The 25,194-nt window shown below is 58.9% G+C and carries 21 protein-coding genes and 5 pseudogenes; 5 read left to right on the top strand and 21 right to left on the bottom strand.

Translation table 11 applies throughout. The features are described 5' to 3' along the window. Positions 1-78: 78 nt before the first annotated feature. Positions 79-1,518, top strand: coding sequence for a DUF6880 family protein (locus FMA36_RS18400; RefSeq protein WP_159264402.1), 1,440 nt, complete (start codon positions 79-81; stop codon positions 1,516-1,518). 32 nt (positions 1,519-1,550) lie between these two features. Here FMA36_RS18400 and FMA36_RS19965 read toward each other — a convergent pair. The 3 genes and pseudogenes from FMA36_RS19965 to FMA36_RS18390 form a co-directional block, all read right to left on the bottom strand. Next, positions 1,551-1,656, bottom strand: a pseudogene (locus FMA36_RS19965) (IS481 family transposase); the annotation flags it as partial. Between the two features lie 87 nt (positions 1,657-1,743). Continuing rightward, positions 1,744-1,872: pseudogene (locus FMA36_RS18395) on the bottom strand (resolvase); the annotation flags it as partial. Continuing rightward, a complete protein-coding gene (locus FMA36_RS18390) occupies positions 1,873-2,112 on the bottom strand; it encodes a hypothetical protein (protein WP_034933542.1) in 240 nt (79 codons plus the stop codon). It abuts the pseudogene before it with no gap. Positions 2,113-2,532: 420 nt separating this feature from the next. On the opposite strand from FMA36_RS18390, the gene FMA36_RS18380 reads away from it, so the two are divergent. Beyond that, positions 2,533-3,132 carry a helix-turn-helix domain-containing protein gene (locus FMA36_RS18380; protein WP_159264400.1) on the top strand — a complete coding sequence of 200 codons (600 nt, stop codon included), beginning with the start codon at positions 2,533-2,535 and terminating at the stop codon, positions 3,130-3,132. Then, positions 3,122-4,366 (top strand): type II toxin-antitoxin system HipA family toxin, encoded by a 1,245-nt coding sequence (locus tag FMA36_RS18375; protein WP_110531863.1) that lies wholly within the window; start codon positions 3,122-3,124, stop codon positions 4,364-4,366. The genes FMA36_RS18380 and FMA36_RS18375 overlap by 11 nt, the downstream gene beginning before the upstream one ends. A 153-nt stretch (positions 4,367-4,519) precedes the next feature. Here the strand turns inward: FMA36_RS18375 and FMA36_RS18370 are convergent, their stop codons facing one another. The 7 genes and pseudogenes from FMA36_RS18370 to FMA36_RS18345 all read right to left on the bottom strand — a co-directional run. After that, positions 4,520-7,687 (bottom strand): error-prone DNA polymerase, encoded by a 3,168-nt coding sequence (locus tag FMA36_RS18370; protein ID WP_159264398.1) that lies wholly within the window; start codon positions 7,685-7,687, stop codon positions 4,520-4,522. Further along, positions 7,684-9,222: a Y-family DNA polymerase gene (locus tag FMA36_RS18365; RefSeq protein WP_408885666.1), complete on the bottom strand. Its 1,539-nt coding sequence runs from the start codon at positions 9,220-9,222 to the stop codon at positions 7,684-7,686. The genes FMA36_RS18370 and FMA36_RS18365 overlap by 4 nt, the downstream gene beginning before the upstream one ends. Further along, positions 9,122-9,898, bottom strand: coding sequence for an ImuA family protein (locus tag FMA36_RS18360; RefSeq protein ID WP_159264396.1), 777 nt, complete (start codon positions 9,896-9,898; stop codon positions 9,122-9,124). The genes FMA36_RS18365 and FMA36_RS18360 overlap by 101 nt, the downstream gene beginning before the upstream one ends. A 323-nt stretch (positions 9,899-10,221) precedes the next feature. After that, positions 10,222-10,374 carry a hypothetical protein gene (locus FMA36_RS19260; protein WP_010518348.1) on the bottom strand — a complete coding sequence of 51 codons (153 nt, stop codon included), beginning with the start codon at positions 10,372-10,374 and terminating at the stop codon, positions 10,222-10,224. Positions 10,375-10,926: 552 nt separating this feature from the next. Continuing rightward, positions 10,927-11,370, bottom strand: a pseudogene (locus FMA36_RS18355) (IS5 family transposase); the annotation flags it as partial. 39 nt (positions 11,371-11,409) lie between these two features. Beyond that, positions 11,410-12,624, bottom strand: coding sequence for an IS256 family transposase (locus FMA36_RS18350; protein ID WP_159262340.1), 1,215 nt, complete (start codon positions 12,622-12,624; stop codon positions 11,410-11,412). A gap of 59 nt (positions 12,625-12,683) precedes the next feature. Next, positions 12,684-13,100, bottom strand: a pseudogene (locus FMA36_RS18345) (transposase); the annotation flags it as partial. Positions 13,101-13,377: 277 nt separating this feature from the next. Here FMA36_RS18345 and FMA36_RS18340 point away from each other — a divergent pair. Both FMA36_RS18340 and FMA36_RS18335 read left to right on the top strand, forming a co-directional pair. Then, positions 13,378-14,358 carry an IS110 family RNA-guided transposase gene (locus tag FMA36_RS18340; RefSeq protein ID WP_167518071.1) on the top strand — a complete coding sequence of 327 codons (981 nt, stop codon included), beginning with the start codon at positions 13,378-13,380 and terminating at the stop codon, positions 14,356-14,358. A 94-nt stretch (positions 14,359-14,452) separates the two neighbouring features. Then, positions 14,453-15,283: an IS5-like element IS1032 family transposase gene (locus FMA36_RS18335; protein WP_035366909.1), complete on the top strand. Its 831-nt coding sequence runs from the start codon at positions 14,453-14,455 to the stop codon at positions 15,281-15,283. On the opposite strand, the gene FMA36_RS18330 is transcribed toward FMA36_RS18335, so the two are convergent. The 11 genes and pseudogenes from FMA36_RS18330 to FMA36_RS18280 form a co-directional block, all read right to left on the bottom strand. Continuing rightward, positions 15,268-15,675, bottom strand: a complete 408-nt coding sequence (locus FMA36_RS18330) for a LysR family transcriptional regulator (RefSeq protein WP_034932222.1) — start codon at positions 15,673-15,675, stop codon at positions 15,268-15,270. The two genes, FMA36_RS18335 and FMA36_RS18330, sit on opposite strands and share 16 nt — an antisense overlap. Before the next feature lie 117 nt (positions 15,676-15,792). Further along, positions 15,793-16,611, bottom strand: a complete 819-nt coding sequence (gene fdhD / locus FMA36_RS18325; protein WP_019086422.1) for a formate dehydrogenase accessory sulfurtransferase FdhD — start codon at positions 16,609-16,611, stop codon at positions 15,793-15,795. A gap of 38 nt (positions 16,612-16,649) precedes the next feature. After that, positions 16,650-17,072: a molybdenum cofactor biosynthesis protein MoaE gene (locus FMA36_RS18320; RefSeq protein WP_010516127.1), complete on the bottom strand. Its 423-nt coding sequence runs from the start codon at positions 17,070-17,072 to the stop codon at positions 16,650-16,652. After that, a complete protein-coding gene (locus FMA36_RS18315) occupies positions 17,069-17,311 on the bottom strand; it encodes a MoaD/ThiS family protein (RefSeq protein ID WP_010516126.1) in 243 nt (80 codons plus the stop codon). Before FMA36_RS18315 ends, FMA36_RS18320 begins: the two co-directional genes overlap by 4 nt. After that, a complete protein-coding gene (locus tag FMA36_RS18310) occupies positions 17,299-17,928 on the bottom strand; it encodes an NTP transferase domain-containing protein (RefSeq protein WP_240906636.1) in 630 nt (209 codons plus the stop codon). The genes FMA36_RS18315 and FMA36_RS18310 overlap by 13 nt, the downstream gene beginning before the upstream one ends. Positions 17,929-17,973: 45 nt before the next feature. Continuing rightward, complete coding sequence (gene moaA / locus FMA36_RS18305) at positions 17,974-19,059, bottom strand: GTP 3',8-cyclase MoaA (RefSeq protein WP_159264390.1); 1,086 nt, start codon at positions 19,057-19,059, stop codon at positions 17,974-17,976. Positions 19,060-19,073: 14 nt separating this feature from the next. Continuing rightward, positions 19,074-21,377: an FdhF/YdeP family oxidoreductase gene (locus FMA36_RS18300; RefSeq protein ID WP_159264389.1), complete on the bottom strand. Its 2,304-nt coding sequence runs from the start codon at positions 21,375-21,377 to the stop codon at positions 19,074-19,076. Positions 21,378-21,400: 23 nt separating this feature from the next. Continuing rightward, entirely contained in the window at positions 21,401-21,934 is a 534-nt protein-coding gene (locus FMA36_RS18295; protein ID WP_159264387.1) for a nitrate reductase associated protein, read from the bottom strand. Between the two features lie 55 nt (positions 21,935-21,989). Next, positions 21,990-22,139, bottom strand: a complete 150-nt coding sequence (locus tag FMA36_RS18290; protein WP_159264384.1) for a DUF2474 domain-containing protein — start codon at positions 22,137-22,139, stop codon at positions 21,990-21,992. Continuing rightward, positions 22,126-23,144, bottom strand: a pseudogene (cydB, locus tag FMA36_RS18285) (cytochrome d ubiquinol oxidase subunit II). The gene FMA36_RS18290 and the pseudogene cydB overlap by 14 nt, the downstream one beginning before the upstream one ends. 3 nt (positions 23,145-23,147) lie before the next feature. Beyond that, positions 23,148-24,581, bottom strand: coding sequence for a cytochrome ubiquinol oxidase subunit I (locus tag FMA36_RS18280; RefSeq protein ID WP_159264382.1), 1,434 nt, complete (start codon positions 24,579-24,581; stop codon positions 23,148-23,150). Positions 24,582-25,194: the final 613 nt, after the last annotated feature.

Below are 25,194 nucleotides of genomic sequence, written 5' to 3'. Positions count from 1 at the left end.
GACAGCTAGCTTTTTTCCTCTTTTTCCTGACAACGGCTTTTGATTGCGTCCCCTGTGTCGCTGTCATAATCTGCATTCATGGTCCGCACTCCTTCTACAAAACCTGCCACCCGCAAATCCGCCGCATCCGCGAAAGTTGGCACGACCGTCACGAAAGACAATCTGAAAGCCCTTGGTGCGGATCGGCTTGCAGACCTTCTGGTCGAACTGTCGGAACAGGATGCCGTGCTCACCCGGAAGCTGCGCATGGCGCTGACAGCCACTCATGCGAAAGACAAACTCGGCAAGGAGATCGAAAAGAGGCTGCGAACGATCCAGCGTTCCCGTGGATTCCTGCCCTGGGACCGGATCAAACCCCTTACGACCGAGCTCGATGCCTTACGGCAATCCATTCTCAACGATGTTGCAACGACGGATGTCGGGCAGGCCATTTCCGCCATGCGTCTTCTCGTGGAACTTGCTCCTTCCGTCTATGAGCGCTCTGATGACAGTTCCGGTTACCTGTCAGATGTGTTTCGCGAAGCGGCCTCCGATCTTGGCTCCCTCTGGGGACGACAGGCTGGTCGGGATCCGGCTGTCACTGTCAGGGATATGCTCACACTTCTCGATAACGACGGGTATGGCACCTGTGACCGCCTGCTTGTCTCGTGCGGTGAAGCACTGGGGAAGCCGGGCGCGGCCATACTCAGAAGCACGCTGCTTGCACGACTGCACGACCTTCCCGCCTCAAATGCGAAGGGAGACTATCGTACCGACTTTGCGCGCATGCAGACCCTCGGTCATCTGAAGGATCTGGCCGATGCAATAGGTGACGTCGATGCCTATATCGAAGCAGTCAACCTGAGTGAACGTCAGTCCTCTTCTATCGGCGATGTTGCACGTCGCCTGCTGGACAAGGAGCGTGCCCGTGAGGCGCTCGAATGGCTCGACCGGGAGACTGAGGAGACGCCCCGGTTCCGCTGGGAAAATGACGATCTTCGGATCGAAGCGTGCGAAACCGTGGGCGATCGCGACACAGCCCAGTCCCTGCGATGGAAAATCTTTCAGGAACGCCTTAGCCTGCCGCACTGGCAAGCATATCAACGCCATCTCAGCGATTACGACGCGATTGATGCTGAAGAACAGGCACTCAATCACATCCGTAATTTCCCGGTCAGGGGCGTAGCCCTTTCCACTCTTCTTAAATGGCCAGCGCTCGACGCTGCTGCCCGTCTCGTGCGGGAGCATACGGCAGAACTGGACGGGCGTGATTACGGAACACTACGTCCGGCTGCGGATCGTCTGTCTGAATCGTATCCCAATGAGGCGACCCTTCTTTACCGCCTGCTGGTCGAGGCCGTGCTGAATAAGGCGCTTTCCCGCTATTATTCCTATGCGGCGAAGGATCTCGCCTCCTGTCGGCTGCTTGCACAAATGCTGACAGCGACAAACGGCATGGAAACCCATGAAGCCTTTATGACCCGCTTGAAAGCGCAGCATAAGCGCAAGCTGGGTTTCTGGTCGCTGATCGGTGAATAATTAAAGACAGCGATAGGGGCAGCAGAATGTCTGTCAGGTTGTGAAACGTCATTGGCGTAATCAAGGAGTTCGTCGACCTGCTTCATGATGTTCACGATCAGCCGGTTTGATGTGATCAGCATTACGGAACGCATGATGGTTTCCTTCACTGACATTCAACTCCTCAGCATCCTCTCAGGACCACAGGGAGCCGTCCACGCCATCAGTTCTCAGTGAAAATCAACACCGATAGGTCTGCACGACGGGCCAGCCTTCACGGACGGCCATTTCATCGCGCAGGCGCAACTGGTCCTCGATGGAGGCCGCACTCTGGTTGTCGGACGAATGGTGGGCATAAAGAGCTACGCGGGTCATTCACTCTCCCCTTTCCGGCCTGTCCTTCCCGTCCGGGCGATGGCCGGGAAGAGGGCAATTGTCGTTGGCCGCCCGCCCCAATTTCCGACGGGCGAACTCTTCGCGGGCGATCTGGCGGCCCATTGCGCTCGCCAGGGCAAACATCAGTTCATCGCACCGCGCTTTCGCGGCAGGATCGACCGGCCCGTTATCGTTGGCCGGGACGATACCGCCGAGTTTGCGTTTCGTATCTTTTACCATGCCGCCACTTCCCATTTCCGCAAAAAAACAGGGTATGAGGCATCGAAACACTCACGGTCGGAACATCACAAATCCCGTGTTCGGGCGTTTACGTATGTCATAGCGGTAATCGGCGGGACTGGCGTAAGTCTCAAACGCCCCCGCTTCGCGTTCAATTCGGAGAAATTGCGGATCTTCACCGCACGATCGGGGAATCGAGCGACGATTTCCAGTTCGCCCCCAAATGCCGGCATGACATCAATCGGGTATAGCTTATAAGCCCACAAAACTGTCCGAACGGACGGGGCCACCTCAAAATATACATAAAATTATTATTTGATATCGAAATATATATATATATATCAATCTTGAAAGGTACCCAAAATTCTGATATATAAAACTGCATCATATATGTGAATTGATGCAGAAAAGAACATTGATATGAGCTGCGACATAACAGGCATAGCAGAGCGATTGCAAGCGGCGCGCAAAACCAAGGGGTTAAGCCAACGCGAGTTGAGCGAGTTGGCTGGGGTGCCTCAAGCGCAGATTTCCCGGATCGAAGCAGGAACTGTCGACCTACGCCTCTCAAGCTTGGCCGCGCTCGCTCATGCCCTTGATCTGGAGCTTGCTCTTGTTCCACGCAAGGCTGTGGCCGTCGTGCGTTCCCTAAGCCGCGATGCGATCAGCTCCAACCGCAAAGACGTCGTTGCAATCCAAAAGGAGATGCAGCGAATCAGTGAGACAATGCGCGGCATCCAAATGAGCATGCCAGACCTCGAAGGACTTCAGCGACTTCAGAAGTCTATCTCCGACTTGCACCGGTTCCGAGTATCGATGCTCGACCTCGAGGAAATGAAAAAACTGCGTCACATAATTGAGCAGATCGGTCGTCCAGGAAAAGAGATGGTCTCACTCAATGAAAGCCTCAAAATAATGCGAACGATCCGCAACAAGGCTTCACATGATCCGCTACCCGATAGCGGAGATACCCTATCACGTCCGGCCTACTCTCTTGATGAGGAGGACGATGATGCCTGATGTTTCCTTCCTGACCGTCAAACTCCATGGCAAACCGATCGGGACACTCACGCATCTTGGCGATGAACGATCAATCTTTACGTTCAATGACGCCTATATTGGTAACGCAGATAGAGAAACGCTCGGTTTGTCCTTCAAAGACCAGTATGGAGAGTTGCGGAACGACTTCAGGCCGATCAAAGTGAAGCTCATGCCGTTCTTCTCGAACCTGCTTCCTGAAGGTCGTCTCCGCAGCTATCTGGCAGAAAAGGCGGGCGTCAATGAGACGCGTGAGTTCTTCCTGATCCAAGCCCTCGGCCGCGACCTGCCCGGGGCTGTGACGGTCGAGGTCGCTGAAGATGAAGCACGGCCTTTGTTTGATGATCTCGATGATCAAGTCGAGGTTAAGGGCTCAAACACCCATGAAAACGCGCTCCGGTTTTCGCTTGCTGGGGTTCAGTTGAAATTTTCAGCCGTCATCGACGCTGCCGGTGGCCTGACCATTCCAGCAAGTGGGATCGGGGGCGGTTGGATCGTCAAGCTTCCCTCAAGAGAGTATCATGGCGTCCCTGAAAACGAATTCTCGATGATGACGCTTGCTCGCATGGTTGGCATCAATGTCCCACCTATCGGCTTGGTAGATATTAGCGGTATCAAAAACTTGCCGGACGGCATCGACCAGCTTGGAGACAAGGCTTTTATCATCGAGCGCTTTGATCGTCGCGAAGATGGCACATCCATCCATATCGAGGACTTTGCTCAGGTCTATGGGGTCTATTCCGAAGATAAGTACAAAAAAGCAAGCAACCGCAGCATCGCGTCGGTGATCGCGGCTGAGTCCGATCATAACGATGTTGCCGAGTTCATCCGTCGCCTGACTTTCAATACCCTCATCGGCAACGGGGATATGCATCTGAAAAATTGGTCACTCATCTACCCCGACCAGCGGACCGCCAAGCTCTCTCCTGCCTATGACTTCGTATCGACGATTCCCTACATTCCGGGCGATCAGTCGGCCTTGAATTTCAGTCGTACGCGACGGTTTGATCAATTCACGAAAGAGGAACTTCTTCACCTCGCCGGCAAGGCCGCGCTGCCGAGAAAGCTGGTCCTCGACACGGCACGTGAAACTGTCGGTCTCTTCATGGATCGATGGTCATCCGAGAAGGCGCATCTTCCGATGTCCCGTCATATAGTCAAGGTCATCGACAACCATCTAAAGACTCTGCCTATCATAGGCGAGGCGACCAGCTAAGAAACGAAGCAGAATGAATATTGCCGCTGGATCCGGAGATAAGACTTTCAAGCAATGATGTCCGCTTTGCGAAACACAGTCCAGCACTCCGCATGACCAATGTGTAGGCGTAAGCGAACATCGCGAAGATGAATTATCCTTCTGACACAACATTCAATGAAAATTCCGGGCCTTCACAAAGATATTTTCGACAGACCTGTCCTGATCAAGGTTGGAGAGAGGCTGCAGCGACCGATTCCCCACATCGGCCAGCAGGTGGGAGAGATCACCGATCTCGCGTGCCACCAGATGCATCACCTCCCCTTCCTTCTGCAGCCGCCCGACAACCCCCAGCATCTGGCCTGACAGGACCACCCGGCGGAAACGCTCGAACATATCAGGCCAGATGATCACGTTGATCGCGGCCGTTTCGTCTTCCAACGTCATGAACACCACACCTTCGGCCGAACCGGGCCGCTGGCGGACCAGCACCAGTCCGGCCACCGACAGGCTGCTTCTGCCCCGGGCCTCCAGGGCCTGCCGACACGTCACTATCCCGCGCTCAACGAGATCTGGGCGCAGGAACGCCACGGGATGATCCCGCAGGGTTAGGCCGGTACGGTTGTAATCTCGCGCGACCTCAGCCCCGTCCCGCATGGGCTGGAGCAGCACGTCGGGTTCTTCCGCCTCACGCATGACGGCGGCTGCGGCAAACAGCGGCAGGGGTTCGTCACGTAGTGCTTTGATCGCCCACAGCGCCTCGCGCCGGGCCAGACCCAGCCCCGGCCGGAAAGCGTCCGCCTCGGCCAGACGGGTCAGGGCCGCCCCCTTCACCCCTGCCCTGCGCCACAGATCATCGACCGAGGCAAAGGGCCGGTTACCCCGCGCTGCCACGATCCGGGCCACATCCTCGTTGGCCAGTCCTTTCACTAGGTTCATACCCAGGCGGACGGCAAACAGCCCGTCATCCCGCTCCGGGCCTTCGAGCGTGCTGTCCCAGCGCGAGGCGTTGACGCAGACCGGCCGGATCTCGACCCCATGCTCGCGGGCGTCGCGCACAAGCTGGGCCGGGGCGTAGAACCCCATCGGCTGGCTGTTCAGGAGGGCGGCCAGAAACACATCTGGATGGGCGCATTTCATCCAGGATGACGAATAGGCAAGGATGGCAAATGAGGCCGCATGGCTTTCGGGAAAGCCGTAACTGCCAAACCCCTCAAGCTGCTGGAAGATGCGCTCGGCAAAGGTCGCGGGATAACCCCGCGCCGTCATGCCTTCGATCAGTCGCGTGCGGAAACGCGAGACCGTGCCGGTATTCTTGAACGTCGCCATGGCCCGGCGCAACTGGTCGGCCTCGGACGCCGAAAACCCGGCACACACCATGGCCACCTGCATCACCTGTTCCTGGAACAGCGGAATGCCCAGCGTCTTCTTGAGCACCTTTTCGAGTTCCGGCGTCGGGTAGATCTCCTTTTCCTGCCCGGCCCGCCGGCGCAGATAGGGATGCACCATGTCCCCCTGGATGGGACCGGGCCGGACAATGGCCACCTCGATCACCAGATCATAGAACACCCGGGGCCTGAGACGTGGCAGCATGGACATCTGGGCGCGGGATTCGATCTGGAACACCCCGATCGTGTCCGCCTTCCGGATCATGGCGTAGGTCCGCGGATCCTCGGCCGGAATGGTCTGCAGCGTGTAATGCTGTCCCTTGTGTTCGGCCAGAAGGTCCAGCCCCTTCTTCATGCAGGTCAGCATACCAAGGGCCAGCACATCGACCTTCATGAATTTCAGGACGTCGATATCGTCCTTGTCCCATTCGATGATCTGGCGACCGTCCATGGCCGCCGGTTCGATCGGCACCAGTTCATCCAGCCGGTCATGGGTCAGGACAAACCCGCCGGGATGCTGCGACAGGTGGCGCGGCATGCCGATCAGGCAGCGCGCCAGATCCAGCGTCAGCCGGATCCGCCGGTCGGAGAGGTCGATCCCCGTTTCATTCAGCGCGTCATCATCCAGCTTGCGCCCCCAACCCCAGATCTGGCCGGACAGGGTGCGGATCAGGTCTTCGGGCAGACCCATGACCTTGCCGACATCGCGCAGCGCGCCCTTCGCACGATAGCGCGTAACCACGGCCGTAAGGGCTGCGTGGTTGCGGCCATAATGACCATAAATCCACTGGATGACCTGCTCCCGGCGCGCATGCTCGAAATCCACGTCGATATCGGGCGGCTCGCGGCGCTCTTCGGATACGAAGCGCTCGAAGAGCAGCGACGTCCGTGCCGGATCGATGGCGGTAATGCCCAGTACATAGCAGACAGCGGAATTGGCCGCTGATCCCCGCCCCTGGCACAGGATGCCCTGCGAGCGGGCGTAACGGACGATGCTGTGGACGGTAAGGAAATACGGTGCATAATCCATGCGCCCGATCAGGGCGAGTTCATGGTTGAGGATGTTCCTGACCTCGGGCGGAATGCCTTCGGGATAGGCCGCTGCCGCCCCTTCCCAGGTCAGGGCTTCGAGCGCCTGCTGCGGCGTCTGGCCCGGGACGGAGACCTCGTCGGGATATTGATAGGCCAGATCATCGAGCGAGAAATGGCAGCGCTCCACAATATCCGTGGTCCGGGCCACCGCCTCGGGATACCGGCTGAACAGTCGCACCATTTCTGCAGGCGGCTTGAGGTAACGGTCCGCATGGCGCTCACGGGCAAACCCGGCCTCGTCGATGGTGGTGTGGTTGCGGATGCAGGTCACCACATCGTGCAGGATACGCCGGTCGTGGGTGTGGAACAGCACGTCATTGGTCACGACCGCTGGCACCCGCGCCTGATGGGCGAGGTGCGCCAGTTCATACAGCCGCATCTGGTCATTGGGCCGACGCCGCAGGGTCAGCGCCATGGAGGCCCGGTCGCCAAAGGCATCCTGCAGCTTGCGAAGCTGCAGGGCGCAGGCATCATCCGCCGTATCCGGGATCAGGATGACAAGGAGGCCCTCACCCCATGTGACCAGATCCTCCCAGAGCAGACGGCATTTCCCCTTTCCGGCCCGGGCCTTGCCAAGGCTCAGCAGCCGACACAACCGGCCATAAGCGGCCCGATCCGTCGGATAGACCAGCACGGGCAGAAAATCGGCCAGATCGAGACGGCAGCCCACGACCAGGCGGATGCCGGTCTCTTTGGCCGCGACATGGGCCTGCACCATGCCCGCCAGGGAATTACGGTCGCAGATGCCCAGCGCTTCAATGCCAAGGGCCTTCGCCTGCTCGAACAGTTCAATTGGTGAGGATGCGCCGCGCAGGAACGAGAAATACGTCGTCACCTGCAGTTTGGCGTATGCCACGCTCATTCAAAGAGACCATGCAGGAACCAGCCCTGCGAACCGGTCTCGCCATGTTCGCCATCCCCGGTCCGGTAAACCCAGAATGTCTCGCCGCTGGTATCTTCCACCCGGAAATAGTCCCGCACGGTGGTCAGTTCGGCATCGCCCTTCCACCATTCGCCAAAGACCCGCTCGGGGCCATCAGCGCATCTGATCCGGCGGCGGATGCCACGCCAGATGAAGAAGATCGGCGGATGGTCGGGCAACACGGCCATGGTCTGGATCGGCTCGGGACGGGGCAACAGGCGCGTGGGGCGTGGCCAGTGATCCGGCCACTCCTTTCCGTCCTCGGGTGCGAGTGCGGGCACGCGGCAGACAGCCCGTTCCGGCACGTCGCTTTCCACCGGGGCAAAGCGATACAGGGCCTGTGTGCCGACGCGGTTGGCCAGGGTGTCGATCAGGTCGGAGACGTCGGCCTCTTCTTCCTCGATCAGGGCGGAGACACCCTGGCGGTGCAGGATCGGCTCGGCCAGCGACGCGGTCAGCACCATGCGCTCGATCCCGAAGCCCGGATCGATGGTCTCGATCCTGTCACAGAGCAGACGGGTCAGGCGTCTGACGTCCCGCACCGGCATGGCCGTAGCCACACGGACGGCCTCGGTTCGGCTGTCCACCCGGTGCAGCAGCAGGTCGAGGCGGCGCACGCCCTGCTCGCGTTCCTCCAACCCGGCGCACAGGGGCGGCACGAGTTTGGTGATGTAGCGGGCAATGGTCTCGGCTGCGCTGATCGGTTCGGCAAAGTTCCGGCTGACCTGCACCGGCGCCTGCAGCCGGACCGGGACAATGGCTTCCGCCTGCCGCCCGAAAGCCTGGTCCAGCCTGCGGGCGACATCCAGGCCGAAGCGCAGGGCCAGCGGTGCGCGCGGCATACCGGCCAGCGGGCCGATGCGTGACACGCCCAGCCCATGGAGGCCATCAATGATATCCTCTGGCAGGCGCAGGGCCTCGATGGGCAGGTCGACAATCGCTGCCGCCGTCTCACCGGGCGGCACGAGGGTGATACGTCCCCGGCCATAGCGCGCCAGCGCATGGGCGGCACCCCATGTATCGGCAATCGCGGCCCGGGCCGTCATTCCGGACTTCTTCAGGCGGGTGACCATGTTCTCCAGCATGACGGCCTCGCCCCCATGCAGGTGATCGGCACCGGTCGTATCCAGCACGATGCCGTCGGGTGGATCGGGGGCCACGATGGGAGCGATGCGGTGCTGGAACCACAGCGCTAGCCGCTCCAGCCCTGCCCGGTCACCGTCCGGGTCGGCATCCATGATGAGCAGATCGGGATGGAGCGCCTGCGCTTTCGCGACAGGCATGCCGGGACGCAGGCCCAGCCTGCGGGCGGCGAGATCGACCGATAGCACGACCCGTCGCCGCCCTTCCCGTCCGACGAGCGCCAGCGGGCGGTCAGGCGCGGGCGCGTCGGTTCCCAGCCGCTTCCTGAGCCGGTCTGTCGGCCAGAGCGGCAGGTAGAGCGAGACGACACGGTGCCAGTCTCCCTTTGGCATCACAGGCCTCCACTTCAAAATCGGCGCATTCGCCCGCGCGGGCACGGATCAGTTCCAGCAGCCAGCGGGACCGGCCGACGCCGGGCACTGGCAGCGGCACGGATGGGAGGACGGATACCCGCCACCGGGTGACCGAAGCGGTGGGCTGGCCGAAATCCGCCGCATCCGTCTGCCGCCGCCAGCGCCGTATGGCGATGCCCAGTGCGCCGGATGTCTCGGCCGCCAGCTGCAGGCGACGTGACGCGGTCATGGACAGGCGGGCCACCTCGGCGACGACTGCGCCCAGCCCCTGATGGCGCAATGCCTCCTCGAAACAGGCCAGCACATCGACGTCCGAACTGGCTGCGACATAAATGGTCCGTCGCGCCGACAGCCCGACCTGCTGCAGTGCCGGGGCGTACAGGTCCTGACGGGTGGCGATCCACAGTACCTTGCCCCGTGTCCGGGCTGCGATCCCGGCGGAAAACAGGCCGGACGCTGCTGCATTCAGGGCGTCATGGCCGCCGCCGGCCACTTCATGCAGCGCGCCCAGCGCCAGTCCGCCGTCTGGCAGGCGACCGTCAATCTCGGGCACCCCGAAGGGCAGCACGCCCCGCCTGCGCCGGCCCTGGCCTTCGAGGCGGCTGACCTGTGCTCTCAGCGCCTCCAGCGCGGGACGTGGTTGAGATGCGGGCATGGGGTCGGACAGTCCATTCGGGTGTTTCTGGTATGGAATTAGCGATTGTGTTCGTTATTTGTTCTGGTACGGTGACGAATGTCAACCTATTCTCGAGAAGAGTCTGTGATCCGGACGCGGGTACAGGCCTGCCGTCCGATCGTGGCTTGATGAAAAGTGTCTGAAGTACAGGGATTTATCTGGGGCGGTTCTGCAGTGTCTTGCCTACAGGAGTGGAAACTACCCGATAGGGCACCCTTACGCGGACTCGCGAAAGAAAAGCGTGAGGGGCAACCTCTATGCGATAACCAGTAGCCAGCAGGGGATCCGGAAGGCGGACAGAATCACGCCTGAACGTACCGCCAATCCAATCTTCCGCCTTTATCGGACATTTTCTCCAACACCGGTGATCGGGCCAATACCAATATCCGCACTCCCGCCTCGCCGTGGTAGCGACGCTGGAAAAGGGCGAAGCATTGCTGTGTGATGTCGCTCATAGCCTTTTCCGAACCTGAGCGTCCGCCAGATGGGAAATAGTGGTCTATTCACAAAGCCGAGCTGTTCCCGCCCGTCAAAATATCTGAATCTCTGCGCTCTCGACAGACGTTGCCAAATCCTCGAAATATGAAATGACTCACGCGGCAAACTCGAGGCACAGATTTATGCGCGTATCCCAAATGTAAAATATGAAGTCGGCGGGTGTGGCAGATCATGATTGAAGCATGAATCAGTTCCAGGAAAGTAATCTCAGGCCAGACTATCGATTTTACGCCTACAGTTCGGAACCCCACATCGACAAATTTCCGGCAACGCATGCTCCGGCTGAGCAAGATAAGAGGGAACTGTGCTGCGGCTTCCCAGCTAATCTCATCGCCAGGCGGGAAATCGTAAGATTTAGCGCCAGCTAGAACCTGTTTTTCCTTATAAAGTTAATGCATGACAAAGGCCGGGGCTTTGGGACACTCCTCACAATACATGATCCCGATATCTATCTGCTTTATATTCAGCTTTTCAATGATCTCGGCATTAGAGCCTGATCCGAAAGTTTTTCAGCACTGACAATGCCTTGCGGTTCTGCGGGTCAGCATGCGGATTGAGGCGATCAAAGTCCACGCTGTTGACGAGGCTATGGACTTTTCCCAGTCTTTGGCGAGCCGCCTGCAGCGACCGAGCCAGGCGAATGTTCGTTCGACCACCCAGCGGCGAGGCAGAATTTCAAAGCCCTTGGCTGTGTCTGATCGCCTGATGATTTCGACCGTCCATTTTCCCATGCTGGCGAGCGCGGATCGCAGTTTATTACCGGCATAGCCGCCATCGGCGAAGATGTGGCGAAGCCATGGAAAGTGTTTGCGTATTGCCGCCAGGACATCGACAGCCCCGTCACGATCCTGAATGTCAGCGGCATGAACAAGGAGGAAGATCAGGAAGCCGCAGGTATCCGTCAAAATATGGCGCTTGCGACCTTTGACCTTCTTTCCAGGGGAGTGTCCTGAAGTCTGTGTATCTGACCTGGCCCACGGTTGTTCAGCTACTCAAGCGGCGAAGCGCTCGCCGAACATTATGGCGAACTGGTTGCGGGCTGCAAACCATTCCCGAACATTCCGCCCGTCTTTCTCAAAGCCGCGGATTGCCAGGTAGATCAGCTTTGTTGCGGCATCGTCAGTCGGGAACGAACCGCGCGTCTTGATCGATTTGCGGATAACCCTGTTCAGGCTCTCAATGGCGTTCGTGGTGTATATGATCTTTCGGATTGCCGGATCGAAGGCAAAAAACGGGATCACTTCTGGCCATGCCCGGCGCCATGCCGGGGCGATTGACGCGTATTTCCCGGCCCATTTCCCCTCGAACGCATCAAGTTCGGCGGCCGCCATGTCAGCGGTGGCGGCCCCGTAGATCCGGCGCAGGTCGGCAGCCACGGCCTTACGGTCCTTCCATGAGCAGAAGTTCAGGCTGTGGCGCACCAGGTGAACAATACAGGTCTGAACCATCGCCTCGGGAAAGGCGGCGGTGATGGCCTCGGGAAAGCCTTTCAGCCCGTCCACGACCGCGATCAGGATGTCCTGGATGCCCCGGTTCTTCAACTCGTTCATGACCGAAAGCCAGAATTTGGCGCCTTCATTCTCGGCGATCCAGAGCCCCAGAACCTCGCGCACTCCCTCGCGGGTGACACCGAGAGCAACGTAAACCGCCTTGTTTTTAACGGTCCGGCTGTCAGCATCGCGGATCTTTACCCGAAGAGCATCGAAGATCACGATGGGATACATCCGATCCAGCGCCCGGCCCTGCCACTCCCGGACCTCGTCCAGCACGGCATCGGTGACGCGGCTGATCAGGTCGGGAGAGACCTTCAGGCCATAAAGATCAAGCAGATGGGTCTGGATGTCCCGGACAGTCAGGCCGGCGGCATAGAGACCGATGATCCTGTCGTCGATCCCGTCAATCCGGGTCTGGCCCTTCTTTACAAGCTCCGGCTCGAAACTGCTGTCGCGGTCGCGCGGCACCGTCACTGGAAAGGTGCCCTCCTGGCCTTTCAGCACCTTGGTCGTGGAGCCATTCCGCCGGTTCGACTGGCCCGGCGGGGCAGCCTTGCCTTCCTCATAGCCCAGATGCGCGGTCAACTCCGCACCCAGCATACGCTCCATGAGCCGAATTTTCAGCTCCTTCAGCAACCCGCTGTCTCCGAGCAGGTCTTCAGGACGCTTCACGCCCGTCAGCAATTCGTCCAGGAGTTCCTTCGAGATGGTCATTCATACTTCCTTTCGGTGAAGTATGGACCAGATCAATTATACACAGAAGATCGGACACTCTCCTTTCCAGCGTCATAACCGGAAATTCTACCACTTTCCGTGGTTTTCACCGACTGGCTATCAATCACGCCCGCGCTCGGGGAGGCCTCACGCCCTTCAATCTCCCGCAGGTTCATGACCAGTACCGTGTTCATCGCTTCGAACAGTCCGGCATCACGCCATGCGTAAAAGTAGCGCCTGACCGTCGAGACCGGTGGAAAGCATTTCGGCAGCAGACGCCACGCACACCTACCCAAGGCGATATAAAGTATCGCGTTTACAACCTCGCGCATATCCGCCGTGCGAGGCCGTCCGCCCCGTTTCGCCGGAGACACGAACGGCATAATCAAAGCCCACTCGGCATCCGTCATATCCGATGGATATCGCAATCCCTCCCGGCTATGTTCGTGTCGGGCAATACCAGTCCATGCCACCATTCACTCCATCTCTTCGCAAAGACGGATGAATCACAACATGCTGGTATTGTTCAAAAACTTTCGGATCAGGCTTGTCTTATGCATTCCGTGTCGCTGCGTGCGACAAAGGACTGATTTTTCCGGGGTGGCCACCCCGGAAAAATCAGGAAGGGGACGGGTCGGCAACAGGCAGACCGTAATGGGTCGTCTTGAGAGTATGACCACCCCTTCTTTTCCTTGTGCCCTGAACGGATACCCGAGGTTCGGCCTCGGATGACAAGCATAGGACATGGAAAAGATGACGCATCCAGTTGCGGCTTCCAAGGCCGAGTTGCCACCCGCATCGATCACAATTGGGATCGATGTATCCAAGGATCATCTCGACGCCGCCCGTCACCCCGGCGGTGATACCGTCCGTGTCGCCAACACCCGCAAGGGCCAGACCGCACTTCTGCGCTGGATCGGCGACATCAAAGCCGTTGCCCAGGTGGTGTTCGAGCCAACCGGCCCCTATCACCGCACACTGGAGGAACGCCTGGCGGCCGTTGGTATCCCGCAGGTCAAGGTTAATCCACGACAGGCGCGGCGTTTCGCCGAAGCCACCGGCAAACTCGCGAAGACAGATCGCGTCGATGCGTTGATGCTGGCACGCTATGGTGCCCTGCTGGATCCCGTGGCGCGTCCAGTCCGCACGGATCTACAGAACCGTCTGGCCGAACTGGTGGCTGCGCGCCGCAGTCTGATGCGAGACCGCACGGCAACGCTCAATCGTCTCAAGACCCTCACGATCAGCTTGCTGCAGCGCCACGCGCGTCATCGCCTGCGGCAGATCGAGGCGCAGGTCACATCCCTCGATGCGGCAACTGACGCGCTCGTGGCGGAAGATGCGCATCTGTCTCGGCGCCGGGACGTGCTGGCCAGTATTCCGGGACTGGGAACGGTCACGGCTCATGCGCTTCTGGCCGACATGCCCGAACTCGGCATGATAGAAGAAGGTCAGGCAGCTGCACTGGCCGGGCTGGCACCCATCACGCGCCAGTCCGGCACATGGCGAGGCCGCAGCTTCATCCAGGGTGGTCGTGCCACCGTAAGGCAAGCTCTCTACATGCCGGCCATCGTCGCCATGCGGTTCAACCCAGACCTCAAGCGTGTTTACGATCGCCTTATCGCAAAGGGAAAACACGCCAAGATCGCCATTACCGCAATCATGCGAAAGCTCGTTGTCCTCGCAAACGCCCTGCTTCACAAAGATCGGCTTTGGACGCCAAAAGCCGCTTGACCACAACGGATACTCTTAGTGTCTGACCGAAAATGAGTTGAGTGATTTCAGCAGGTTATGATTCATGGGTTTGCGAGAACCTGATGAGATCAAGATGGCCTGGACTGAAATCACCCGAGCGCAGTATCGCCGGGACGACCTGGAATATGCAAGCGACCTGCGCGATGCGGAGTGGGCGCTGATTGCGCCGCTGATGCCCGAGAAGAAACGGCTGGGCAGACCACGACGTACGGATTTGCGCCGGGTCATGGAGGCGATCCTCTATATCGTCACGACCGGCTGCCAATGGCGGCAGTTGCCCCGGCACTTTCCGGCCTTCACGACCGTACAGGGCTATTTCTACCGTTGGATCCGCGAGGGAAGATGGGAAGCCATTAACCATATTCTCGTGATCCTGTCGCGTGAGCAGGACGGGCGAGACGCCACGCCTTCGGTAGGCATTATTGACAGCCAGTCGGTTAAAACTGCTGAAAACGGCGGTCCACGCGGTTATGACGCGGGCAAGAAGATCAGGGGACGCAAGCGGCATATCACGACCGACACGCTGGGTCATGTCGTGGCGGCTGTCGTGCATCCCGCCGACATTCAGGATCGTGACGGTGCGCCGCTGGTAGCGACCAGAATACGCTCATTATTCCCTTGGCTTCGCCATCTGATCGGTGACGGGGGATATGCTGGCGAGAAGTTGCGTGGTGCGCTGGCTGAACTCGGCCGATGGACGATCGAGATCGTCAAACGTAGCGATCGGGCCGAAGGCTTCGTCGTCTTGCCCAAACGCTGGATCGTGGAGCGTAGCTTTGCATGGCTCGGACGTTGCCGTCGCCTCACGAAGGATGTCGAGGCAACAATCTCGTCATCCCACGCGTGGTTGATGATTGCCCATATCCGCAGAGTTCTGCGAAAAATCAATCAAACCGCTTTCTGATTCAGGCTCTTAGACAGAATCAGAACATCACAGATGAAATCCCCGATATGATCCTTCACAAGATCCATCAGAAGAGGAATGACATGAACTGCAATTGGAACTACGCCGATTTTAATTGTACCAGCCAGCTTCTGATGAGATAGGGAGACGACATTCTGGATTTCTAAAACTCCTCGCAGAATTTCATGTCCCCATCTGAGGATCTGGACACCTTTCGGCGTCAGGCCAAACACTTTCCTCTTCCGGTCGACAATAACAACGCCAAGCTCTTCCTTCATGACACGTATGGCACGTGAAAGGGATGGCTGCGATACGTTGCATGCAGCCGCCGCCTGCGAGAAGCTCTTGAATTTTTCTATCTCCCGAAGATAGTACAGCTGCTTGAGAAACATGTCATACCCCGCGAATACATACTCGCTGGCGACCGGCGCGCGCGATCATTTCCCTATGGATGTGATAATTTTCTTCATGTTCCGGAACGAACAGGATAATGGAAGCTTTTTATTTGTTCAGGATGTGGGATACAATCCCGTAAGACGCCTGCCGCCGCAGAACAGCGTCTGCTCGTCCTGTCGCGCAATGGCAATTAGGGTCTGGTTCATCTTTTCAGCGGTACGGAAGGCGCGATACGTCGGGGCGGAAATCGCGACCACGACGGCAATACCGGCCCGCACTGTCTTGAGCGCCATCTCAAACGAATACCGGCTTGTCAGCAGACAGAAACCCTCGTGGAAAACGTCGGGGTGGCTCGCACGCACACCAATCAGTTTATCAAGCGCATTATGTCGGCCCACGTCCTCCCGGATCATGTGAATATTGCCGTTATTATTCGCCCATGCAGCGGCGTGGACCATCCGTGTCGCCGCGTTCAGCGTCTGCCACTTCCGCAGTTCATGCAATGCATTGCGTATTGCTGTTACCGATAGGGATGGCCCCTCCCCCAACGGGGCTGCTGCTACAGCGTCATATTCCGGTACAGTCTCACTGCCGCATATGCCACAACTCGAATGCCCTGTCTGCATGCGGACATTACGGCGCATGAGCCGCGTCAGCGCCCTGCCCCTTATAAAAATATCAAGGGTCAGACCGTCTTCCGCTGCTACAATGTTCACCGAACGAATATCTGCGACTGAACCGACGATCTGTTCGGTTATACAGTATCCATGGGCGAAGTCCTCCAGATCTGCAGGCGTCATCATCATCGTGCCATACGGAAAGATCCCGTTGAACAGGAGGCTGACCGGTACTTCTTCTGCCACGTTCAGGCTGAAGTTCTCATCCGGACAGGACAGGGCACTGACATCTAGCGAGTAAAAAAGAGTGGACATTATGGCAGCCTCGAACTCAGGTGGGCACGGTTCAGTAGTCAGAGGGTGTGGCACGGCACCCATCCGACCTCACCGCTCGCATAATGCTCCTTTTTCCAGATCGGAACGCGCTGCTTGATTTCATCAATGATGTAACGGCAGGCACTAAAAGCCGCATCGCGATGGGCAGCGGAGACACCAATCCATACTGCCGTTTCACCGACCGGCAGGTACCCAGTCCGATGCATGGCGGTTGCACGGCAGATGGCAAAACGCTGTTTCACCTCCTGCACGATGGCCTGCCCTTCCGTCAGCGCCAGTGGAACGAACGCATTGTAATCGATGCCGGACACGGTCTGACCTTCGTTTGTCTCCCTGACCCATCCCTCAAAAGAACAGAATCCGCCTGCTTCAGGAACCATCAGCGCCCTGCGCAGGGCGCTGATGTCAACCGGCGCATCCGCCATGATGAAGTCGCTCATCCGCCTGTCACCGGTGGTATGAAGACAACATGATCACCTTCGCCCAGAGGCTGCTCCCACGGGGCGAAGGCAGCGTTGATCGCAACACGCATGCAGGCGGGCGCCAGCGCAAAGCCGTATGCAGCACGGAGTTCATCATACAGTGCGGCGGCCGTCGGGGCCGATGTGTGCCGTCTTTCGTGTGCCCGTCCGACTTCATCCTGAAGCTGGGCGAAATACTGTAACTCTATGTTGGGCATTTTACTTCCTGATCAGAACATCCAAGGCGTTTCAACACCCGGTCACGTTCATCAGGTGCATTGATGTTTTCCAGCGCACCTGTTTTTTTTACTTCGAGGAGACGAACCGTTGAATGGGTGAGCATCTGGCGTGGCCGAATTTTCTGGTTCACCGCCTGTTTGTCCAGGGCGGCCAGCGTAGCGGGCTCCCATATCGTACAGAGCGGCTCAGGCAATCCATCACTTTCACTCAGATAGGCCGTGGCGGCCAGATCCGCGTTGCGTTCATTAACAAGGACGGCAAGCGTCATATCATCCAGCATCGGCAGGTCGCAGGCGACAACAAGCCACGCCACATCCGGATAAGCCATATGAGCCGACAGCACGCCGACCATTGGCCCGCCGCCGAGCATGTCCTTGATCTCCTGTCTGTCCATAATACAGGGATAGGACGCCCGAAGAGGATCATGGTCCTGATCAGGACGTATCGAGACAAAACAGCGCGCTACGTGCCGCTCAAGCTGGTCAAAAGCACGGGCAAGCTGCGGGCGGCCATCATAAGACTGTGCCGCCTTGTCCTGCCCCATGCGACGACTTTCGCCACCTGCAAGGACTAGCCCATACAGCTCCGCCGTCATGGCTTGCGACCCTGGAAACATTGGGATTTGCACATGAAGCCCACGTCATCCACCGATATAATGCATTTCGATTTTTCCCCGATCAGATGCCTTTCCTGTGCCGGGCCGTGATGATCGGGAATGCATCCGTTGCTCACTGTAACGATCCGTTCGATGGCGCCAGACCCGTGACAGGATTGTACGCAGCCGTTCATCTACCGCGACATCACAGGTATTTCCGCGCAGGAGTGCGCGCAGATCCATGCCTGTCGTTGCGAAAAGACAGGTATAGAGCTTTCCATCAGAAGACAGGCGGGCACGCGCGCACATGCCACAGAACGGTTCACTGACGGACGAGACAAACCCGATCTCCCCTGCCCCGTCCACATAGCGATAACGACGCGCCACCTCGCCGCGATACCTGGGTGGCAGCGCTTCAAGGGGCCAGCGTGCTGCAATGCGGGCGCGCAGTTCGCCTGAGGGCACGACATCGGCACGCTCCCACCCGTTACGATTGCCCACGTCCATGTATTCGATAAGCCGGACCGTTACACCCGTATTGCGAAAGCGTGCCAGAATATCCGGCACGCCCGCATCATTCACGCCCCGCTGGACCACGGTGTTGATCTTGACGCCGCCTGCAAAGCCTGTAGCACATGCGGCATCGATGCCCTTGAGCACGGCAGGCAGATCCCCCCTGCCCCCGCTCATATGGGCGAACACGGCCGGATCAAGACTGTCGAGGCTGACCGTTACGCGCCGCAGTCCTGCCTGACGGAGTGCTGGCGCAAAACGGGGCAACAGCACGCCATTGGTTGTAAGCGCCACATCCTCAATGCCTGGCAGAGCGCTCAGGCGGCGGACCAGATCGGGCAGGCCGGGCCGCAGGAGGGGTTCCCCGCCGGTCAGCCGTATTTTCGTCACCCCCAGTTCGGCCGCCATGCGCGCGACCCGTTCAATCTCGTCAAAATCCAGCCGTTCCTTCAGGCCAAGAAACCGGAAGCCCTCGTGATAGGTGGCTTCGGGCATGCAGTAGGGACACCGGAAGTTGCACCGGTCCATGACCGAAATGCGCAGGTCGCGTAATGGGCGCCCAAGCTGGTCTACAGGCGGCACGGCACGGGCCGCGCGACTGTTATGATCGTCCTCCATGGCCGCCTGCCCTGTCAGCCTGCGATCCGGATGGGCGGCGCGGATGCAACACTTTCCACCACCCTGACCGGGATGGATTTGGCTGCGGGCGTTCCACTGATCTCGTCAAAATAGTCCAGCGGCAGCAGCGGGTTCAGTTCCGGGTAGTATCCGGCAATGGCGCCGCGCGGCATGGGGTAGTCAAGCACGTTCAGCCCATCGACATAGCGCCTGACCCCGTCATCGCTGTAGGTTTCAAGGCCAATTACATCCCCGTTCGCCAGACCGCGTTCGGCCATGTCGTCCCTGTTCATGAACACGACAAGGCGGGTGTTGTACACCCCACGGTAACGGTCACTGTTGCTGTAGATGGTCGTATTATACTGGTCATGCGAACGGATGGTGGCCAGACGCAACATGGCCGGGTCCTTGACCGGCACATCGACTTCCAGTCCCGGCAGAACGAGGAAATTCGCCTTGCCATTGGGCGTTTTCCACACACGCCGACGGGGTGGAATGTCGAGGTGAAAGCCATGCGGGTTCCTGATCCTTTCAGAAAAATCCGCATAGATTTCAGGATAGACGTCGGCAATCCTGTCCCGGATCAATGAGTAGTCAACCATGTAATCCGCCCATGGCGTGCGGGAGTTGGGCAGTGTTGCCATGGCCATGCGGCAGACGATCTCCGTCTCCGGCAGCACCTGCTCCGTCACGGGTTCGAACACTCCGCGCGATGCCGTGACATTCGCCATCGCATCCTCAATGGTCACGAACTGCTCACCAGCTTCCGTGCGGATGATTTCCGAGCGGGCAACAACCGGCAGGAGCAGCGCATCCTTGCCATGCACCAGATGCCCCCGGTTCAGTTTTGTGGCCACGCCAACCGTCAGGTTGAGGTTGCGCATGGCGGCATAGGAACGGTCCGTATCCGGCACGGCGCGGATGAAATTACCCCCCATGCCGAAGAACACCTTGGCGGTGCCCGCTTCCATGGCCTCGACCGCTTCCAGCACGTGGTGGCCGTGTTCGCGCGGTGGTTCAAACCCGAATACATCCCGCACCCGGTCCAGATAGGCGTCGGTGGGTTTTTCATCGATGCCCACCGTGCGGTCACCCTGCACGTTGGAATGGCCACGGATCGGCGCGATACCGGCACCGGGCTTGCCGAAATTGCCGCGCAGCAGCAGTAGGTTGGCTACCTGCTGGATCAAGCGCGATCCTTCCTGATGCTGCGTCAGACCCATGCCGTAGCAGATGATCGTGGCATTGGATTTCATGTAGATATCCGCGATCTTGCGGATCTGTTCCTCGGTTATGCCCGAGATGCGGGTAATCTTGTCCCAGCTACAGCCCATGACATCATCACGCAGGGCTTCCATGCCTGCGGTATGTTCATGGATGAAGTCGAGGTCCAGCACCTTCTCGCCGCGTTCCTCGGCTTCAAAAAGCGCCTTCATCATGCCCTTGAAGATGGCCAGATCGCCACCGATGCGCACATGCACGAATTCGCTGGAAATGGGAGTCGAGCCGAACGTGCCCATCTGCAGCACATCCTGCGGCTCCGTAAAGCGGATCAGCGCGCGTTCGGGCATCGGGTTGATCAGGACAATCGGCACGCCGCGTTTGCGGGCCTCAACCAGGTTGGTCATCATGCGCGGCGAATTGGTGCCCGTATTCTGCCCCACTACGAATATCGCCTCGGCATGCTCGAAATCGCCCATGACGATCGTGCCCTTGCCAATGCCGATGGCGGGCGGCAGGCCACGGCTGGTCGGCTCATGGCACATGTTCGAGCAGTCGGGGAAGTTGTTGGTGCCGAATTCACGCACGAAGATTGAATAAAGGAACGCGGTCTCGTTCGCCGTGCGGCCGGATGTGTAGAACTCCGCCTGATGCGGGCTGTCGAGGGCACGCAGGTGCTGGCCGATCAGGGCGAATGCGTCATCCCATGCCACCGGCACGTAGCGGTCGCTTTCCGCGTCGTAACGCATCGGCTCGGTCAGGCGACCCTGCATTTCCAGCCAGTAATCGCTTTTCTGCATCAGTTCGGTGACGGTGTATTTTTCAAAGAACTCCCGCGTCACACGCCCCTTTGTGGCTTCATGCGCCAGCGCCTTGGCCCCGTTTTCACAGAACTCCAACGTCTTGCGATGGTCCGGGTCGGGAAATGCGCAACTGGGGCATTTGAAACCGCCGGGCTGGTTCATGGACAAGAGCCCGCGCGATCCCTTGACCAGCACGCTCTGTTCCATCAGCACTTTCGCGGTGGCCCCGGCCGCACCCCACCCGCCTGCCGGATGATGATAGGGTTTGTATTCAGGCGTTTTTTCGTTGCTCATGATCTCGACCCTCTCGGCATTATTCAGTTGGGCATGCGTGTGTGGCCACGCGATACGGCTGTCGGATTGGGGGAAGCACCTGCGTCATGCAGCAGCCCGGCATGCGGTTGCAGCAGGCCGAACTCCAGCATTGCGGGCACGAAATTTTCGTTTTCATGCTTCGAGCGGGCAAGCTTCACCAAAGCAAATCGCTGGAGTGGTTGCAGGGTTGCCCATTGCGCAGCCGTAGGCGGCGCGACCCCATCAGCCTGTGCCTGGGTCTTTACGGTATCGGGCATCCGGTCCGCATCACGCCAGGCTTCCAGCCCACGGCTGGCAAGCGGGCGCAACGGTTCGTCACTGCGGGTTGCGATCAGGTGCGCGACCAGTTCGCGGTAGGTTGCCTGTTCGGGCAGGGTTTCGCACGGCAGGTCGGCAAGCTGGCCCCTTTCGTCGCGCGTAAACCGGCTCCACTGACGCAGGCTCAGTTTGATGCCGACGATATCAAGCTTCTGCCGCGCGATCATTGGAATGCACCGCAGGGACCCTGCAAAGTCACGTTCAAAGTCGAAAAGCATTGAACCATATCCCTTATTGGAGGGAGGGGAATATCGGGCAGTCATGCCGCCCGGTTTACCGGGGAACGATCAGGTGCAGCAGCGACGCCGCCCCGAAAAATACCGTGGTGCTCAGCGACCAGATCGCAACAAACCACGCAATCCGTGCACCGGTGCGCGGGGGCGCATCATCTCCGTTGCCCCGGACAATCTCAGTGATAGCCATCGGTTTCCGTCACCTTTCCGCGAAAGACGTGGTAGGAATAGATCGTGTAGGTCAGGATGATCGGCAGCAGGATGGCGGTGCCGATCAACTGGAAGAACTGGCTCGATGGCGGGGATGACACATCCCACAGCGTCAGGCCCGGCGGTACTGCATAGGGCCATACCGTAATGCCCAGGCCGGACAGGCACAGGAAGAACCAGCCCAGCGCGCACAGGAACGGCCCCTTCGAGTGCCCCCTGCGCAGCCCCATGACGAACAGAACGGCCAGCACGACGACCAGCAGCGGCACGGGGGCGACAAACGCGATGTTGGGCCAGTCGGTCCAGCGGCGCAGATAGGGGGCATGCAGCAGCGGCGTCCAGAAGCTGACCGCCACAATGCCGATGAACAGGCCCACGGCCAGCCGGGCGGCCCAGCGGCGGCAGGATTCCTCCAGCACGCCGGTGGTGCGCCAGATCAGCCATGTCGCCCCCAGTAGGGCATAACCACACATGACCGACAGGCCACACAGAACGCTGAACGGGGTGAGCCAGTCGAGCGGGCCGCCAGCGAAGGCACCATCGACAACCTCGATCCCCTGCACCACACCACCCAGGATCGCGCCCTGACAGAAGGCGGCGATGGCGGAGCCGGCCATGAAGCCGGCATTCCACATCCCTTCCCGACCAGTCCCGCGTGTCATGACACGGAATTCGAACGCCACGCCGCGGAAGATCAGGGCGAGCAGCATCAGCACGATCGGCAGGTAGAAGGCGGGCAGCAAAGTGGCGTATGCGCCGGGGAAAACCCCGTAAAGCACGGCGCCCCCAGCACCATCCATGTCTCGTTCCCGTCCCATACGGGTGCGATGGTGTTGACCATCACATCCCGGCGGCCCGGATGGCGTTCAAGTGCGAACAGCATCCCGATGCCGAGGTCAAAGCCGTCAAGGACGACATAGATCGAAATGGCGGCCACCAGTATGACGGCCCACACGATGGGAAGCCAGTATGCGAAGTCCATCATGCCTCAGGCTCCTTTGCCAGTAGAGGGGTCAATCACGCCCGGATGCATGCGGGCTGCCAGAATCTCGGGAGCGTGGGCAGGGCTGGCATCATGCTCGCCTTCCTGCGGCGCGCGGCCCAGCATGCGGACGAGAATGCCCATCCCGGAACCGAATACGAGCACGTAAACCACCACGAACGCCGTCATCGAAAACGCCATGGAGGACAGGGCGACGGGCGATACGCTGTCAGACGTGCGCAGCAGGCCATAGACCGTCCATGGCTGGCGGCCGACTTCCGTCGTGATCCAGCCGCATAGCAGCGCGAGGAAACCCGTCGGCGCCATGCAGAGTGCGACACGGTGGAAAAGCGGGTTGGTAAACAGGGTGCTGTTCCGCCGCAGCCAGAGCGACCATAGCCCCACCAGCATCATCAGCATGCCAAGCGCCACCATGATGCGGAAGGAGAAGAAGATGACCGGTGAAGGCGGTCGCTGGTCGCGGGGAAAATCCTTCATGCCCGGCACCTTGCCGTTCAGGCTGTGCGTCAGGATCAGCGATCCGGCCAGCGGCAGTTTGACGGCATAATCCGTATGCTCGGTCTTCATATTGGGAATGCCGAACAGCAGTTCGGGCGCATGATCTTCCGAGACCCAGTCCCCTTCCATCGCCGCAATCTTGGCGGGCTGGTATTTGAGCGTGTTCAGGCCATGCGCGTCGCCAGCAAGGATCTGCAAGGGGGCCACGATCGCTGCCATCCACATGGCCATGGAGAACATGACCCGCACCGGCTCGCTGGAGATCTTTCCGGCCTTGCGTGCCCTGAGCATGTGCCACGCCCCCGTGGCCCCCACGATGAAGGCAACGGACAGGAAAGCCGCCAGCCCCATATGCACCAGACGGAACGGAAAGGACGGGTTGAAGATAATGGCCAGCCAGTCAGCGGGCATGAAGCGCCCGGTGGCGGGGTCGATGGTGTAACCGCGTGGTGTCTGCATCCATGAATTGGAGGACAGGATCCATGTCATGGAAATCAGGGTGCCGACCGATACGCAGCACGTGGCCGCAAAATGCAGTTTGCGCCCCACCTTGTTCATGCCGAACAGCATGACGCCCAGGAAGCCTGCCTCGAGGAAAAAGGCGGTCATGACTTCATAGGACAGCAGGACGCCGGTAATCGGCCCGGCTTTTTTGGAAAAGATCGACCAGTTGGTGCCGAACTCATACGACATGACCAGACCCGAGACGACGCCCATGCCAAAGACAATGGAGAATACCTTGATCCAGTACCGGTACAGGTCAAGGAATACGGATCGTCCGGTCCTGAGCCAGAGCCCCTCCAGAACTGCCAGATAAGCCGCCAGCCCGATCGAAAAGGCCGGAAAAATGATATGGACGCCTACGGTAAAGGCGAACTGAAAGCGCGCCAGAAGGAGTGCTGGATCATGTGCGTACTGCATCGATACTTTCCAAAACTTATGACGAGAGAAAGAAATACAAATAAGTTCTCGGCATATCGGTTCGGTGCAATGAACTGGCCTGAAAGACCGCTGCATGCCCCGGTGTCCCAGAAAACATAGTAGATCAATCAGACGCATGGCGTCCAAGAGGGATTATACATAAGATCATAAACAGCTTTTATAAGCGTATCATTTATAGGATATGTGTAGTTATGGCGAAATATAGACAATCGAAAATATGAATAACCGATCATAAGATATTGGCGCGGATCTCCCGGTTTTAGGCACATAATGGCGTCATCGGTTGCTCCGGTTATCCATTCTTAATATGATGCAAATGAAGCAGAGTTTTCCTGTGGACCTGTTATGTCTGCATTCCTGATCATACGGAATTGAATGGAAATGCGAGACGCATGGCCGGAAAAAATGCTGGCGTGATGGCCGTAACGTATTGCGATGTGAGACTAATCCTGGAGTTCCCTTAAGAGATGGTGGCTGGTTTTGTGTGCTTTAAACTCTCAGGGCACGTCGGAAGACAAATATCAGTCATCTGCATGATCCCGCCTGGAACCTGCCAGTCAACCGCACAGCGTAGGCTCCGTGCACGACGCAA

This window comes from Komagataeibacter xylinus (assembly GCF_009834365.1).
GTDB classification, from domain to species: domain Bacteria; phylum Pseudomonadota; class Alphaproteobacteria; order Acetobacterales; family Acetobacteraceae; genus Komagataeibacter; species Komagataeibacter xylinus_D.
The sequence above is the reverse complement of the archived record's forward strand: the minus strand, read 5'-3'. Positions and strand labels throughout refer to the sequence as shown.

What these genes read in the sequence shown, in the direction of transcription:
- FMA36_RS18300 (WP_159264389.1), bottom strand. Translation starts at nt 21,377, where the DNA reads ATGAGCAACGAAAAAACGCCTGAATACAAACCCTATCATCATCCGGCA.
- FMA36_RS18335 (WP_035366909.1), top strand. Translation starts at nt 14,453, where the DNA reads ATGGCCTGGACTGAAATCACCCGAGCGCAGTATCGCCGGGACGACCTG.
- FMA36_RS18290 (WP_159264384.1), bottom strand. Translation starts at nt 22,139, where the DNA reads ATGGCTATCACTGAGATTGTCCGGGGCAACGGAGATGATGCGCCCCCG.
- FMA36_RS18370 (WP_159264398.1), bottom strand. Translation starts at nt 7,687, where the DNA reads ATGAGCGTGGCATACGCCAAACTGCAGGTGACGACGTATTTCTCGTTC.
- FMA36_RS18340 (WP_167518071.1), top strand. Translation starts at nt 13,378, where the DNA reads ATGACGCATCCAGTTGCGGCTTCCAAGGCCGAGTTGCCACCCGCATCG.
- FMA36_RS18310 (WP_240906636.1), bottom strand. Translation starts at nt 17,928, where the DNA reads ATGACGGCGGAGCTGTATGGGCTAGTCCTTGCAGGTGGCGAAAGTCGT.
- FMA36_RS18315 (WP_010516126.1), bottom strand. Translation starts at nt 17,311, where the DNA reads ATGCCCAACATAGAGTTACAGTATTTCGCCCAGCTTCAGGATGAAGTC.
- FMA36_RS18365 (WP_408885666.1), bottom strand. Translation starts at nt 9,222, where the DNA reads ATGCCAAAGGGAGACTGGCACCGTGTCGTCTCGCTCTACCTGCCGCTC.
- fdhD (WP_019086422.1), bottom strand. Translation starts at nt 16,611, where the DNA reads ATGTCCACTCTTTTTTACTCGCTAGATGTCAGTGCCCTGTCCTGTCCG.
- FMA36_RS18320 (WP_010516127.1), bottom strand. Translation starts at nt 17,072, where the DNA reads ATGAGCGACTTCATCATGGCGGATGCGCCGGTTGACATCAGCGCCCTG.
- FMA36_RS18400 (WP_159264402.1), top strand. Translation starts at nt 79, where the DNA reads ATGGTCCGCACTCCTTCTACAAAACCTGCCACCCGCAAATCCGCCGCA.
- FMA36_RS18375 (WP_110531863.1), top strand. Translation starts at nt 3,122, where the DNA reads ATGATGCCTGATGTTTCCTTCCTGACCGTCAAACTCCATGGCAAACCG.
- FMA36_RS18330 (WP_034932222.1), bottom strand. Translation starts at nt 15,675, where the DNA reads ATGTTTCTCAAGCAGCTGTACTATCTTCGGGAGATAGAAAAATTCAAG.
- FMA36_RS18380 (WP_159264400.1), top strand. Translation starts at nt 2,533, where the DNA reads ATGAGCTGCGACATAACAGGCATAGCAGAGCGATTGCAAGCGGCGCGC.
- FMA36_RS18360 (WP_159264396.1), bottom strand. Translation starts at nt 9,898, where the DNA reads ATGCCCGCATCTCAACCACGTCCCGCGCTGGAGGCGCTGAGAGCACAG.
- FMA36_RS18295 (WP_159264387.1), bottom strand. Translation starts at nt 21,934, where the DNA reads ATGCTTTTCGACTTTGAACGTGACTTTGCAGGGTCCCTGCGGTGCATT.
- FMA36_RS18390 (WP_034933542.1), bottom strand. Translation starts at nt 2,112, where the DNA reads ATGGTAAAAGATACGAAACGCAAACTCGGCGGTATCGTCCCGGCCAAC.
- FMA36_RS19260 (WP_010518348.1), bottom strand. Translation starts at nt 10,374, where the DNA reads ATGAGCGACATCACACAGCAATGCTTCGCCCTTTTCCAGCGTCGCTAC.
- moaA (WP_159264390.1), bottom strand. Translation starts at nt 19,059, where the DNA reads ATGGAGGACGATCATAACAGTCGCGCGGCCCGTGCCGTGCCGCCTGTA.
- FMA36_RS18350 (WP_159262340.1), bottom strand. Translation starts at nt 12,624, where the DNA reads ATGACCATCTCGAAGGAACTCCTGGACGAATTGCTGACGGGCGTGAAG.
- FMA36_RS18280 (WP_159264382.1), bottom strand. Translation starts at nt 24,581, where the DNA reads ATGCAGTACGCACATGATCCAGCACTCCTTCTGGCGCGCTTTCAGTTC.